This is a genomic window from Micromonospora sagamiensis (assembly GCF_014680085.1).
In the GTDB taxonomy this organism is placed as follows: domain Bacteria; phylum Actinomycetota; class Actinomycetes; order Mycobacteriales; family Micromonosporaceae; genus Micromonospora; species Micromonospora inyonensis.
This window is the reverse complement of sequence record NZ_AP023438.1, coordinates 1886465-1899931: the sequence shown is the minus strand read 5'-3', so window position 1 is coordinate 1899931 and position 13467 is coordinate 1886465. Positions and strand designations below refer to the sequence as shown.

Here is a 13467-nt window from a genome sequence, read left to right as displayed (position 1 = left end):
CCCTGGCGTACCAGAGGGGTCCCTTCCTCGCATCCGGGTCAGTTGTCGACCGAGTTCAGGACGGTGAGCAGGGCGTCCCGGCTGCGCTTCTCCAGCAGTTCGCTGCCGTAGAGCTCCTGCACGGTGACCGTACGGCCGTCGTACAGGGTCAGCTCGGCCTTGACCGGGATCCGCTTCCGGATCGTGGCCGAGGCGATCTCCTCGTACGGCAGGAAGCCGTTCGCGGCGGCGATCTGTGCCACCGGGGCCGACTCGACCAGCTTGCGCAGCCGCTTCTGGCCCTTGTTGGCCCGGCCCGGCTTGCCGACCAGCACCAGCCCCCGGTCCAGGATCAGCAGGTCGTGTTGCACGCCGTTGATCTTCGTGTTGGCGATCCCACCGATCAGCTCGGCGTCGTGGGCGGTGACCCGCCGCTCGACCACGGTGACCCGGGTCGGGTCGACGCCGAACCCGGCGAGCCGGGCCAGCGCCTCGTCGAGGGTCTGCGGTGCGACGGCCAGCTTGGCGGCCTCGGCCAGGTCAAGCGGCTCGCCGGCCCGGCCGACCAGGCGGGCCGGCCCGGTCCAGGAGTGCTCCCACCGGGCCACCCCGGCGCGGACGGTGGCGTTCTCGAGCAGGATCTCCATCGGCTCGGCGAAGAGCTGGGCGGCCTCCCGGCGGGTGGCCTCGGGGAAGAACTGCTCGGCGAACTCGCCCAGCCGGTTCGTCCGGCTCAGCTCCAGCACCGTCCACAGGGACGGGTCCGGGGTACGGGTGAAGCGGCCGACCGCCCGGTAGATGCGGTCGGCCTGGCGCTGCACCGTCACGGCCACCGCCCCGGCGGTGAACTCGGTCCAGGGCAGCCGCTGCCGCCGGCCGTGGTCGACGACGACCTGCTGGAGCTGCCGGCCCGCGCCGGCCAGGTCGGCGACCAGGTGGGCGGCCGGGCGCGGGTCCGGGGCGACGACCCCGGCCGGCGCGTTCCGCATCGCCGCGATCCGCACGCCGATCGGTGGGTGGGTGTCCCAGGGCGACTGCTGCTCGGGTGGCGGTGCTGCCCGGAGCGTGGCCAGTTCCTCCTGGCGGGCGGCGCAGAACGCGGCGAAGCCGCCGAAGAGGTCGTCCGGGGCCAGGTCGGCGCTCCAGCCCGGCTCGACGTACCGGCGCATGTAGAAGCCCCACGCCGCGTCCAGCGCGGGGAGGGCCCGCAGCGCGGAGGCCGCCGCCTCCGGGCCGGCGAGCAGCACCGACGACCGGTCCGCCTCCAGTTCCTGGCGGCGCGACGCCGCGTTGTCGACCCGCAGGTAGAGCTTGGCGTAGGTCTTGAAGACCCAGCCGATCGGGTTGCGTCCGCTGATCCGGGCCACGGTGCCGAGGATGGCCAGCCGTCCCCGGTACGCCACCCCGCCCAGGCGGGTGTGCTGCCCGGAGTAGTGGCCCAGCTCGTGCGCGAGCACCGAGCGCAGCTGGTCGATGCGCATCGTCTGGAGCAGCGGGAGTCCGACGTAGAGGGTGCGCCGGCCGGCGACCAGACCGAGGAGCCTGCTGTCCTCGGCGACGGCGGCGTTGACGCCGGGCACGATCCGGATCTCGTCGGGGGCGCGGGTGCCGACCGCGGCGGCCAGCTCGCGGACCGTGGCCCAGAGCAGGGGCGCCTCCCGGTCGCCGACGATCAGGCCCGGCTCGGGCTCGTTCGTCGCGCGGACGGCCCGCCACAACGCGACCACCACCGCGCCGAGCGCGACCAGCAGGGGGAAGATCAGTTTCGCCGCGAGGATGCCGCTGGAGACGCTCAGCAGCCACCAGCCCAGTGCGACGACGGCGGCGAGCTGGAGGAGTGCGACGACGTAGAAGCCGATCAACATGAGCACCGAGGCGAGCGCCCGGTACGTCGCGGACATGGTGTTTCCCTTTCCCCGTGGCCCGCCCGAACGGCAGGGCAGCGCAGGGACGGTACGACGTCGATCTTCGTACGACAACCCTCTTCCGGTGCGATCGCCCGAAACCGAACGATCTTGCGACGAACCGGGAAGGGAACCGGCATGTGGCCGTTCCGGCTGCGGGTAGGCCGTCCGCTTGCTGGTCTTGGGGCGGCGCGGCCGTCCGCGTCGGGCCGTGCAGGGGATATCCTCGGCGCTCGAACGGGTCGGCTGGGACCCGCACCGAGCGGAACCCGAGGTAGGGAAGATGGTGGCGAGCTCCGGGGCGCGGGTTCGGGCGGCGGTGGTCGGTACCGGCCTGATCGGTGGCTCGGTCCTGCTCCGGCTGCACCGGGCCGGCCTCGACGTGACCGGCTGGGACCCGGACCCGGCGACCCGCCTGGCGGCCCGTCGCAGTGGTGTCACCTGCCCCGACGAGCTGACCGAGGCGGTCGCCGGCCGGAACGTGGTCTTCCTCTGCGGGCCGTTGCCGACCCTGCCGCAGACCCTGCCGACGGTCGCGGCGGCGACCGGCGAGGAGTGCGTCCTCACCGACGTGGGCAGCACCAAGGCGGGCCTGGCCGCCTTCGCCGCCGCGCACGGCCTGACCCACCGTTTCGTACCGGGGCACCCGATGGCCGGTACCGACCGGGCCGGGATCGGTGCCGCCGAACCGGACCTCCTCGCCGGTGCCGCCTGGGTGCTCTGCCCCTCGGCGGGGCCGGGGCTCGCCGCGTTCCGGCGGCTGGCCGCGCTGATCCTGGAGGTCTTCCGGGCGCGGGTGGTGCCGATGGCGGCCGACGAGCACGACGCGGTGGTGGCGCTCTCCTCGCACGTGCCGCACCTGCTGGCCGGGGCCCTGGCCGGCGCCGCCGGCCGCTCCACGCTGCGTGACGCGGTGCTGGCGTTGGCCGCCGGGAGCTTCCGGGACGGCAGCCGGGTGGCCGGTGCCCCGGCCGAGCGGACCGCCAACATGCTGCTCGACAACCGGGAGTACGTACTGCGGGAACTGGCCGGTGTCCGGTCCTTCCTGGACGAGTTGGCCGACGCGCTCGCCGACGCCGACGCCGGTGCGCTCACCGCCGCCTGCCGGGAGGCCCGGACGGCGCGGACCGCCCTGCTCGGCCGGACCTTCACCGAGTTCCGGCGCACCTTCCCGACCGTCCCCGGCGACCGCCCCGAGGCCGTGCCCGGTGCTCGGGCGGCCGGCGGGCCGGGTGGGCCTGCGGGCACCCCGGACGAGCTGGGGTTCCTGCTCGCGCTCGGTTCGGCCGGCGGGCACCTCGGTGGGTGCCGGGTGAGCGGGACGACGGTCGAGTACACCGCGCACAAGCCGGCGGGGTCGGCGGAGCGCGGTTAGGGTGAGCTCATGGTGGACGGACCGGTGGTGACGGTACGCGGCGAAGCGTACCGGGAGGTGGCGCCCGAGATCGCCCGCTTCACGGTGACCGCGATGGCCCGTGACCGGGACCGCGAGGTGACCCTGACCCGGCTGGCCGAGCGGGCCGCCGCGATCCGGGTGCTGCTCGACGGCTACGGTCCGGCGGTGGACCGCCGGGAGACCGGTGAGCTGCGGGTCCGGCCCGAGTTGAAGCGTTCCGGCGAGCGGGTGGTCGCGTACCACGGCAGCGTCACCACCACGGTCACGGTCACCGACTTCGCCGTCCTCGGCGAGCTGATGCTCCGCCTGGCCGACCAGGACCAGGTCTCGGTCGCCGGCCCGTGGTGGTCGCTGCGGCCGGACAGCCCGGTGCACCGCCAGGCGCGGCAGGCCGCCATCGCCGAGGCGCTCAACCGGGCCCGGGAGTACGCCGAGGCGCTCGGTGCCCGGGTGACCGGCCTGATCGAACTCTCCGACTCGGGGATGGCCGCCCAGCCGATGACGTTCCGGGCGGCCGGCTTCACCGGCGCGACGGAGTCGGCCGGGGCTCCGGAGATCGACCTCGACCCGCAGCAGCAGACCGTCCAGGCCGCCGTCGAGGCACGGTTCGCGATCAGCGAGCCGGTTCTGGGCTGATGCCCCGGCCGTCCGCGCCCGGTCCGGTGCCGGCCCGGGAGTGCCCGGTCGACGAGCTGGTGGCCCGGGCCCGGGAGCTGGCCGCCGCCGGCCCCCGGCAGCTGCTCGGCATCGCCGGGGCTCCCGGGGCGGGGAAGTCGACCCTCGCCGAGCGGATCGTCGCCGAGGTCGGCCCGACCGCCCGGCTGGTGCCGATGGACGGCTTCCACCTCGCCCAGGCGGAACTGGACCGGCTCGGTCTGGCCGACCGCAAGGGTGCGGTGGAGACCTTCGACGCGTACGGCTTCGCGGCGTTGCTGCGCCGGCTGCACCGGTTGGAGCCGGTCACCGTGTACGCGCCGGCCTTCCACCGCGAGATCGAGGAACCCGTCGCCGGGTCGATCGCCGTGCCGCCCTGGGTCACGCTCGTGGTGACCGAGGGCAACTACCTTCTCCTCCCCGACGACCCGTGGGACGAGGTCCGGACCCTGCTGCACGACGCCTGGTTCCTCGACCTCGACGCCGAGCTGCGGCTGCGTCTGCTCACCGCCCGGCACGTCGCGTACGGCCGGTCGCCGGCCGAGGCGGAGCGCTGGGCGCGTGGGTCCGACGAGGCGAACGCGGCCCTGGTGGCCGGCACCGCGCACCGCGCCGACCTGGTGGTCCGGCTAGCCGACCCCCTCCCGGGGTGAGGGGACGGCCCCGCGCATCAGCCCCGCCACCCGCTCCCGCTCGACGAGGAACTCCGGGGACTCCGGGTACCCGCCGTGGTTGCGGATCGGCGGGTCGACGACCTCGCCGCCGGTCGGGTGCAGCCCCTCCGGGTCCCGCACGCTGACCTGCCGGTGGGCGGCGGGCACCGGCCAGCCCAACGGGTCGGTCTCCCGCCAGAAGTTCGTCCAGCCGGTGCGGCCGTGCCGGTCGGTGAGCGCGTCGGCCAGCACCGGCAGCCGGTGGGGACCGAAGTACGCCGGGAAGACCCGCCCGTAGAGCCGGGTCAGCTGGCAGCCGTACGAGAAGAACCGGACCCGGCGCCGCCAGCGGGCCGGCAGCTGGAGGAGCACGGCCGCGCAGATCACCGCGCCCTGGCTGTGCCCGGAGAGGATGATGCCCGCCACCCCGCGCGGGTCGTCGTCGGGCAGCGCCAACAGGCCGGCGGTGCGGGTCTGCAACTCCGGTACGGCCCGTTCGGCGTAGCTGGGCGGGGCGAACGGGTGGGCGGACCGGGGCCAGAACGTGCCGACGTCCCAGATCACGCCGACCGACCGGCGGACGGTGTCGTTGCGGTACACCAGCAGGCCGAGCGTCGCGACCACCACGGGCAGCCAGCCGAGGAGCCGGTCCCCGGCGTTGGCCGCCCCGTCGACCAGTGCCGCCCAGCCGCTGCCCGGCGCGCGGTGGGGGCCGGTCCCGGAGAGCGCGGCGACGCAGCCGAGCGCGGCGAGGGCGAGCAGTGCCGCGCCGCACCACCCGCCGAGCCGGATCGCGTGTTCGCCGACGAGCCGGTGCAGGGCGCGGAACGTGCTCACGTCCCGGCAGCGGCGCAGGTCGTGGGCGGAGAGTCGGCGGCCGGGCAGGCTGAGGTGCTGGTACTCCTGCCGCCGCAGCCGGGCGAAGAGCATCCCGGCGTGGACGGCGCTGCCGAGGACGACCAGCAGCGAGCCGCCGAACACCAGCCCGGCCCAGGTCACCGGCACCGGCGGGACGACGCCGACCCGGTCGTCGGGGTTGAGCCGGTTGCCGACCCAGTAGACCACCCCCGTGCAGTACGCGACGGCGAGCAGCCAGCCGAGCCCGGCGATCAGCATCGGGCCCCGACCACCCCAGGCCAGCCCGGTGTGCCCCGCCCCGGGCGGGTCGACCGGGGCAGCGCGGGGGAGGAGGAGCCCGGTGCCGGCCACCGCGACCGCCGGCCCCACCAGCATCCACAGGTCGAGTCCCTCGGGTGGCGCGGACGCCCCGGGCAGCCAGCCGGACGTCCAGGCGACCGTGGCCACCAGGGCGAGCCCCGCGCCGGCCGGGACGACCAGCGCCCGCCGCCCCGAGCGGGCGACCGCGCCGATCGCGACCAGCAGGAACAGCTGCCCGACGCCCCACCCGGCGATCACCCCGTCGTAGCCGGGCAGGGAACGGTCGGCCCGGCAGCCGGCGGCGTCCGGTGTGGCGACGCAGCCGTGCGGCGGGCGCAGCTCGGCGAGGGGTATGCCGGCCGGACCGTCGGGCAGGAGCAGGAGCGCGAAGGTGCCGGCCAGTCCGCCCAGCGTGCTCACCACGACCAGGGCGCTGTACGGCCCGAGCGGGGTCCGGCCGCCGCGTCGGGTGAGGTACGGCCGGCCGAGGGCCACCACGGCGACCGTCACCGGGAGCACCAGCAGCGCCACGGTGAGCCCGGCGAGGACGGCCCGTGGTCCGGCCGGCGGGTCCATCACCAGTACCGCGCCGAGCGGTACCGCCGCCGCGACGGCCGTACCGGTGCAGAGGTGCAGCACGGCGGCCCGCCGCAGCTGCCCCTCGCCGCACCAGAAGGTGGGGTCCTGCAACGGGTTGACCATCGGCACCCCGACCGGGGGGACGACGCCCGGTCCGACCGGCATCTCCGCCTCGTACTGGTAGGTACGCCAGCTCAGCAGCCCGACCAGCGCGATCAGGGCGAGTGGCACCAGCAGCCCGACGGCGAGCGCGTGCGCGTCCTGACTCCACCAGCCGTGCCCGAGGAACTCCCAGGGGCCGGGCAGCCGGCGCAGGCAGCTCCGGTCCACGCACTGCCAGCCGATCAGGTCGACCCCGATTCCGGTGGCGGTGAGGACCATGGTGCCGGTCAGGCTGAGGCAGAACAGCCGGATCAGCCAGCCGACGATGCCGGCACGGCAGGACCACCGTTCCCGCTCCGGGTCGGCGGGGATCTCCGGCCGGGCGTGCAGGGCGACGTTGGCGAGGGTGAACGGGAGCAGCACCGTCCAGAGTGCGCGTTCGACGTCCCGCGCGGTCCGCGCGCCCGAGGTCAGCCGACCCCAGCTGTACGCCTCGACGGTGACCGGCTCGTCCTGGTCGGACCCGGGGCGACGGTAGAAGCCGGTGACGTCGTCACCAGCCACGAGCCACGGCTGCGGGGCCGGTCCGTCCGGTTCCGGGAGCAGGCCCAGCAGCTCGTCCGGTGGCGTGTTGGACACGCCGTGCACGCGTAGTTCGAGCACTCGACCAGCCATCCCTGCCTCCCGGTGACGGCGTCACTACCCAGAGTGCTCCCGTGAAGGCGGGTGGGGCCAGTAGTTCTATCCGTTTTTGCAGCTCAGGATGGATCCGAGGCGGTCAGTCGAGGGCGCGGACCGAGCGGGCGGGGTTACCGACCGCCACCACGTTCGGCGGCAGGTCCCGGGTGACCACGGCGCCCGCGCCCACCACGGTGTTGTCCCCGATGGTGACTCCGGCGAGCACGATCACGCCGCCACCGAGCCACACGTTGTCGCCGATGGTGATCGGTCGGGCCGCCTCCCACTTGTCGCGGCGGGGCTCCGGTTCGACCGGGTGGGTGGCGGTGAGCAGTTGCACGTTCGGTCCGATCTGCGCGTCGGCGCCGATGGTGATCGGGGCGACGTCCAGGAAGACGGCGTTGAAGTTGACGAATCCGCGTGGCCCGATGGTGATCCGGGAGCCGTAGTCGCAGTGGAACGGTGGCCGGACCCAGGTGCCCTCGCCGACTGAGCCGAGCAGTTCCCGGAGGGCGGCGAGCCGGCCCTCGGGGTCGTCCGCGCGGCTGCCGTTGAACCGCTCCATCGCGAGGGCGGCCCGGTCCAGCTCGGCGAGGATCTCGGGGTCGTCCGCCCGGTACAGCTCACCGGCGAGCATGCGTTCTCTCATCGACGTCACGGGTCGAGCATGCCGGACGCACGGTCGGCAGGCCAGAAAGGTTGCGCCCCTTTCCCCCGTTTCCGGTCGGATCAAGGACATTTTGCGGGGATCCGGTGTGGAAACGTGGGTCCGGCCGTGTCGATGTGATCAGCATCGACGAGAACGCTCCTCAAGGAGGTCGCGTGCCACGAACACGGAAATCCGTCGGTGTCGGGCTGGTCCTGGGTCTGCTGCTCGGGGCGGCCACGGCCGTACCCGCGTCGTCCGCCCCGGCCGCGATCGCCCCCGGGCCGACGGTGTCGCCCGCCACCGCCCCGGCCCCGACCACGGGTGCCGGACGCCCGGTCACGGTCACGCTGCTCACCGGCGACCGGGTCACGGTCACCGGCGGCGACTCGATCAGTGTCCGTCCCGGCCCCGGGCGGGCCGGCATGACCTTCGTGACCCGGCGGACGGGGGACCACCTCTCCGTCCTGCCCCGGGACGCGGTGCACCTGGTCCGGTCCGGTCGGGTGGACCAGCGGCTCTTCGACGTCACCGAACTGGTCTCCGCCGGGTACGACGACGACCGGCGGGACACCCTGCCGCTGCTGCTGCGGTACCGGGGCGGGGCGGACCGGAAGGCTCCCGTCGCCGGCACCCGGGTCACCCGGGACCTGCCCGCCATCGGCGGCGCGGCGGTCCAGGCCACGAAGGACCGGGCCGCCGCCGTCTGGACGGCGCTCACCACCGGCACGGCCGGCAACCGGGTCGACACGGCGGGGGGCGTCGACCGGATCTGGCTGGACGGCCGGCGTCAGGTGGTTCTCGACCGGAGCGTGGCCCAGATCGGTGCCCCGGAGGCGCACCGCGACGGGTGGACCGGTCGGGGCGTCCGGGTGGCGGTGCTCGACACCGGCGTCGACGCCACCCATCCGGACCTCGCCGGCCGGGTCGCGGAGAGCCGCAACTTCACCGAGGCCACCGACGGGGACGACACGGTCGGGCACGGCACCCACGTGGCGTCGATCATCGGCGGTAGCGGAGCTGCGGCTGGCGGCCGGTACCGCGGGGTCGCGCCGGACGCGACCCTGCTCTCCGGGAAGGTGTGCGAGAGCCAATTCTGCACCGAGTCGGCGATCCTGGCCGGCATGCAGTGGGCCACGGTCGAGCAGCGGGCCGCCGTCGTCAACCTGAGCCTGGGCGGCCAGGACACGCCGCAGGTCGACCCGCTGGAGGAGGCGGTCGGGAAGCTCACCGCCCAGACCGGCGCGCTCTTCGTGATCGCCGCCGGCAACGACGGGTCGGACGCCTCGGTCGGCTCCCCGGGCAGCGCGGACGCGGCGTTGACCGTCGGCGCGGTGGACCGGGCGGACGACCTCGCCGAGTTCTCCAGCCGGGGTCCCCGCCCGTACGACGAGGGGATCAAGCCCGACATCACCGCGCCCGGTGTCGACATCGTCGCGGCGCGCGCCGCGAAGGGGCAGATCGGCGACCCGGTCGGGGAGCGACACGTGAGCCTCTCCGGCACCTCGATGGCCACCCCGCACGTGGCCGGCGCGGTGGCGCTCCTGGCCCAGCAGCGTCCCGGGGCGGACGCGGGAGCGCTCAAGGCCCTCCTGATGGCCTCGGCGCGGGCGCACCCCGAGCAGACGGTCTTCGCGCAGGGCGCGGGCCGGGTCGACGTGGCCGCCGCCGTGGACCAACGCATCACCAGCGACCCGCCCAGCGTCTCGTTCGGTCGGACCACGTGGCCGCACCACGACGACACCCCGGTCGCCCGGACGGTGGCCTACCACAACACCGGCGGTAGTCCGGTGACCCTGCACCTGACCCTGGCGGTCACCGGCCCCGACGGCGAGCCCGCGCCGGCCGGCATGTTCCGCCTCGGCGCGGACCGGGTGACCGTCCCGGCCGGTGGTCGGACGGAGGTGACGGTCAGCGCGGACACGAGCGTGGCCGGGCCGGACGGGTACTACACCGGTCGGCTCGTGGCCCGTTCCGACGCCGGCACGGTGGCGACCCCGCTGGCCGTGCACCGGGAGGTGGAGAGCTACCAGTTGACCGTCGAGGTCCTCGACGACACCGGGGCGCGTGCGAACGACCACTTCACCCAGCTCTACGGCCTCGACCAGCGGTACTCGCAGGAGCTCCACGGTGCCGGCGAGGTGAGCAGTGTCCGGGTCCCGAAGGGCCGCTACGGGCTGGCCAGCGCCGTCTTCGCCGATGGCCGGGGCTTCGCCGTGCTCGCCCAGCCGGAACTGACCCTCGACCGGGACACCCGGATCACCGTCGACGCGCGGCGGACCGGACCGGTCCGGATGACCGTGCCCGAGGCGTCCGCCGTGCCGGCGATGGTGGACGTCACAGTGCACTTCAACGCCGACCAGGGCTCCTACGGCTTCGGCGTCGGGGGTGACGACTTCACCGGTGTCCGGACCGGGCGGGTCGGCGGGAGCACCTCGGCAAAACGGTTCCTCAGCTCGGTTTCCAGTCAGTGGGTCCACGGCGAGGCGGAGGTCAGCCCGTACCTGTACGCGCTGAGCGAGACGTTCGGCGGCACGGTGCCGACCGGGTTCGTCCGGGACTACCACCGGCGTGACCTGGCCGCCGTCCACCAACGGTTCCACGGCGACCCCGCAGTCGAGGCGGACCGGGTGGTCTTCCCCCGGCAGGAGGGGGTCAGCTTCGCGACGGCGGTCGGGCTGCCCACGGACCTGCCCGGCAGCCGGGTCGAGTACCTCAACGCCGCTGCCGGGCTGCGCTGGTGGTCGCTCCTGGAGACCGGGGAACGCACCGACCACGGTTGGCTGGAGAACAGCACGACGTACTTCTCGGAACCGGTCGCCTACCGGGCGGGGCGCTCCCACCGGGACGAGTGGAACGGCGCACCGTTCGGGCCGGCCCTCCCTCGGTCGACCGAGGGCATCGCCCGGTACGGCGACACCCTCGTCGTCGACGTCCCGGTGCACGCCGACGCCCACGGCCACGGCGGGTACTCGATGACCGACACGGAACGGACCGTCCTGTACCGCGACGGCAAGCTGGTCGGGGAGAGCCCGTACGCCGGCTCCGGCATGTTCGTCGTTCCGCCGGAGCCCGCCGAGTACCGGCTGGAGGTGTCCGCCGCCCGGGGCTTCACCGACCTGAGCACCGAGGTGACCGCGAGCTGGACGTTCCGGTCCGGGAACGTGCCCGGTGACGCCCCGGTCGGGCAGCCGGCGATGGCGGTCCGCTTCGCGCCGAGGCTGGACGACACCGGCACCGCCCCGGCCGGACGGCCCTGGACGATCCCGGTGACGGTCGACCGGCAGCCGGGAGCACCGGCGGCCACGGTGACCGCGCTGACCGTGGACGTCTCGTACGACGGGGGAGCGAGTTGGCAGCCGACGCGGCTGCGGAAGCAGGGCGCCGGTTGGGTGGCCGCCGTGCGGCACCCGTCCGGGCCGGGCTGGGTGTCGTTGCGGGCCAGCGCCACCGGCAGCGACGGCAGTCTGGTGACCCAGCGGATCACCCAGGCGTACCGGCTGGGGTGAGGCGGATCCGTCCCGGCCCGTGGGGTTGCCACGGGCCGGGACGGGCCGGGTCAGTCGTTGGCGTGCAGGGCGGCGTTCAGGGTGATGCCCTGGCCGGTGCGCGGCCGGGCCTCCAACGCGCCGGTGACCGAGTTGCGCAGGAACAGCAGCCCGTCGACACCGGAGAGCTCGCGGGCCTTGACCACCCGGCCGTCCGGCAGGGTGATCTTCGACGCGGCGGTGACGTAGCAGCCGGCCTCGACCACGCAGTCGTCGCCGAGGGAGATGCCGACCCCGGCGTTCGCCCCGATCAGGCTCCGCTGGCCGATGCTGATCCGCTCGGTGCCACCACCGGAGAGGGTGCCCATGATCGACGCGCCGCCGCCGATGTCGGAGCCGTCCCCGACCACCACACCCTGGACGATCCGCCCCTCCACCATCGAGGTGCCGAGCGTCCCGGCGTTGAAGTTGACGAAGCCCTCGTGCATGACGGTGGTCCCCGAGGCGAGGTGCGCGCCGAGCCGGACCCGGTCGGCGTCGGCGATCCGCACCCCGGAGGGAACCACGTAGTCGGTCATCCGGGGGAACTTGTCCACCCCGTACACGGCCAGGTGGCGGCCGGCGGCCCGCTCGATCACCCGTAGCTCGTCCACCCGCTCCGGCGGGCACGGCCCGGCCGACGTCCAGGCCACGTTCGCCAGATTGCCGAAGATGCCGTCGAGGTTGAGGCCGTTCGGCCGGACCAGGCGGTGGGAGAGCAGGTGCAGCCGCAGGTACGCGTCGGCGGCTCCCTTGATCGGGTCGTCCAGCGAGCCGATCACGGTGACCACCTCGACGGTGCGCAGACCCGGCAGGGCCCGCTCGCCGATGGCCCCCGGCGGCAGGTCCAGCACGTCCGCCTTCTCCTCGCCGGGAACCAGGGGCAACTCGCCGAGGCCGAGCTTGCCGGTCGGGTACCAGGTGTCGAGGACCTGGTCGTCGGCGGTGACGGTGGCCACGCCGATGCCCCAGGCGGACTGTGCGGACGTCACGATTTCACCCTTCGTTCACGGCCGGCGGGCGCGCACGCTCACTGCCGGCTCCTGTCGTCCTGACGGTACCGTGCGAACCATGGAGAACCCGCTGACCCCCGAGGTCCTCGCCGATCCGGTGGCGTTGACCCGTGCCCTGGTGGACATCGAGTCCGTGTCCCTGAACGAGAAGGCGATCGCCGACTGTGTCGAGCAGGTGCTCCGGGCGGTCCCGCACCTGACCACCCACCGGTACGGCAACACCGTGATGGCCCGTACCGAGCTGGGCCGCGCGCAGCGGGTGGTGCTCGCCGGCCACCTGGACACCGTCCCGCTGAACGGCAACTTCCCGTCCAGCATGCGCGGCGACCTGATGTACGGCTGCGGCACCTCCGACATGAAGTCCGGCGTGGCGTACGCGCTGCACCTGGCGGTGACCCTGCCCGACCCCCGGTACGACGTCACGTACTTCTTCTACGAGGGCGAGGAGATCGAGCAGAAGTACAACGGCCTGCACCTGGTCGCCGAGGCACACCCGGAGTGGCTCCAGGCGGACTTCGCCGTGCTGCTCGAACCGACCTACGGCATCGTGGAGGCGGGCTGCCAGGGCACCATGCGGGCGGTCGTCACCACGGTCGGCGAGCGCGCCCACGCGGCCCGGTCCTGGAACGGGGTGAACGCGATCCACGGGGCCGGCGAGGTGCTGCGCCGGCTGACCACGTACGAGGCACGTCGGGTCACCATCGACGGCTGCGCGTACCGGGAGGGGATGAACGCGGTCCGGATCTCCGGCGGGGTGGCGGGCAACGTCGTTCCGGACCGGTGCGACATCGAGGTCAACTACCGGTTCGCGCCGGACCGGGACCCGGCGGCGGCCGAGGCGCACCTGCGTGAGGTCCTCGACGGCTTCGAGCTGACCGTGACCGACGTGGCCGCCGGGGCGGCCCCGGGGCTGGACGCGCCGGTGGCGCAGGAGTTCCTGGCAGCGGTCGGCGCGGCGCCGATCGGCAAGCTGGGCTGGACGGACGTGGCCCGCTTCGCGGCGATGGGCATCCCCGCGCTGAACTTCGGCCCCGGCGACCCGAACCTGGCGCACCACAAGGACGAGCACGTCGAGATTTCCAAGATCCGCGACGGGGCGGCGACCCTGCACCGGTGGCTGGCCCCGGCCTGACCCACCGCCGGCCGGCCCGACCGGCGACCCGCCCGGGGTGACCAGG

9 protein-coding genes are annotated in these 13467 nt (G+C 74.3%); 5 read left to right on the top strand and 4 right to left on the bottom strand.

Going from position 1 to position 13467, the window contains the following annotated elements:
• Positions 1-38: 38 nt before the first annotated feature.
• Positions 39-1880 carry a M48 family metallopeptidase gene (locus IGA62_RS07800; RefSeq protein ID WP_145815611.1) on the bottom strand — a complete coding sequence of 614 codons (1842 nt, stop codon included), beginning with the start codon at positions 1878-1880 and terminating at the stop codon, positions 39-41.
• Positions 1881-2166: 286 nt separating this feature from the next.
• On the opposite strand from IGA62_RS07800, the gene IGA62_RS07795 reads away from it, so the two are divergent.
• From IGA62_RS07795 to IGA62_RS07785, 3 genes are read left to right on the top strand one after another with little or no spacing between them, the layout of a single operon-like run.
• Positions 2167-3258, top strand: a complete 1092-nt coding sequence (locus IGA62_RS07795) for a prephenate dehydrogenase (RefSeq protein ID WP_145815612.1) — start codon at positions 2167-2169, stop codon at positions 3256-3258.
• A gap of 9 nt (positions 3259-3267) precedes the next feature.
• Positions 3268-3915 carry an SIMPL domain-containing protein gene (locus tag IGA62_RS07790; RefSeq protein ID WP_145815613.1) on the top strand — a complete coding sequence of 216 codons (648 nt, stop codon included), beginning with the start codon at positions 3268-3270 and terminating at the stop codon, positions 3913-3915.
• The gene (locus IGA62_RS07785; RefSeq protein WP_145815614.1) at positions 3915-4586 is read left to right on the top strand and encodes a nucleoside/nucleotide kinase family protein; all 672 of its coding nucleotides are present in this window, start codon (positions 3915-3917) and stop codon (positions 4584-4586) included. Before IGA62_RS07790 ends, IGA62_RS07785 begins: the two co-directional genes overlap by 1 nt.
• Here the strand turns inward: IGA62_RS07785 and IGA62_RS07780 are convergent.
• Together IGA62_RS07780 and IGA62_RS07775 are read right to left on the bottom strand one after the other, a co-directional pair.
• On the bottom strand, positions 4563-7100 hold the full coding sequence (locus IGA62_RS07780) for a hypothetical protein (protein WP_190289267.1): 2538 nt from the start codon (positions 7098-7100) through the stop codon (positions 4563-4565). The genes IGA62_RS07785 and IGA62_RS07780 overlap by 24 nt on opposite strands.
• Before the next feature lie 103 nt (positions 7101-7203).
• Complete coding sequence (locus tag IGA62_RS07775; RefSeq protein WP_145815615.1) at positions 7204-7761, bottom strand: sugar O-acetyltransferase; 558 nt, start codon at positions 7759-7761, stop codon at positions 7204-7206.
• 164 nt (positions 7762-7925) lie between these two features.
• Here IGA62_RS07775 and IGA62_RS07770 point away from each other — a divergent pair, with 164 nt between their 5' ends.
• The gene (locus tag IGA62_RS07770; RefSeq protein ID WP_232624917.1) at positions 7926-11258 is read left to right on the top strand and encodes a S8 family serine peptidase; all 3333 of its coding nucleotides are present in this window, start codon (positions 7926-7928) and stop codon (positions 11256-11258) included.
• 50 nt (positions 11259-11308) lie between these two features.
• On the opposite strand, the gene dapD is transcribed toward IGA62_RS07770, so the two are convergent.
• Positions 11309-12268, bottom strand: a complete 960-nt coding sequence (gene dapD / locus IGA62_RS07765) for a 2,3,4,5-tetrahydropyridine-2,6-dicarboxylate N-succinyltransferase (RefSeq protein WP_145815616.1) — start codon at positions 12266-12268, stop codon at positions 11309-11311.
• Between the two features lie 79 nt (positions 12269-12347).
• Between dapD and dapE the strand changes: the two genes are divergently transcribed.
• Positions 12348-13421, top strand: a complete 1074-nt coding sequence (gene dapE, locus IGA62_RS07760) for a succinyl-diaminopimelate desuccinylase (protein ID WP_145815617.1) — start codon at positions 12348-12350, stop codon at positions 13419-13421.
• Positions 13422-13467: the final 46 nt, after the last annotated feature.

What these genes read in the sequence shown, in the direction of transcription:
- IGA62_RS07780 (WP_190289267.1), bottom strand. Translation starts at nt 7,100, where the DNA reads ATGGCTGGTCGAGTGCTCGAACTACGCGTGCACGGCGTGTCCAACACG.
- IGA62_RS07790 (WP_145815613.1), top strand. Translation starts at nt 3,268, where the DNA reads ATGGTGGACGGACCGGTGGTGACGGTACGCGGCGAAGCGTACCGGGAG.
- IGA62_RS07785 (WP_145815614.1), top strand. Translation starts at nt 3,915, where the DNA reads ATGCCCCGGCCGTCCGCGCCCGGTCCGGTGCCGGCCCGGGAGTGCCCG.
- IGA62_RS07800 (WP_145815611.1), bottom strand. Translation starts at nt 1,880, where the DNA reads ATGTCCGCGACGTACCGGGCGCTCGCCTCGGTGCTCATGTTGATCGGC.
- IGA62_RS07795 (WP_145815612.1), top strand. Translation starts at nt 2,167, where the DNA reads ATGGTGGCGAGCTCCGGGGCGCGGGTTCGGGCGGCGGTGGTCGGTACC.
- dapE (WP_145815617.1), top strand. Translation starts at nt 12,348, where the DNA reads ATGGAGAACCCGCTGACCCCCGAGGTCCTCGCCGATCCGGTGGCGTTG.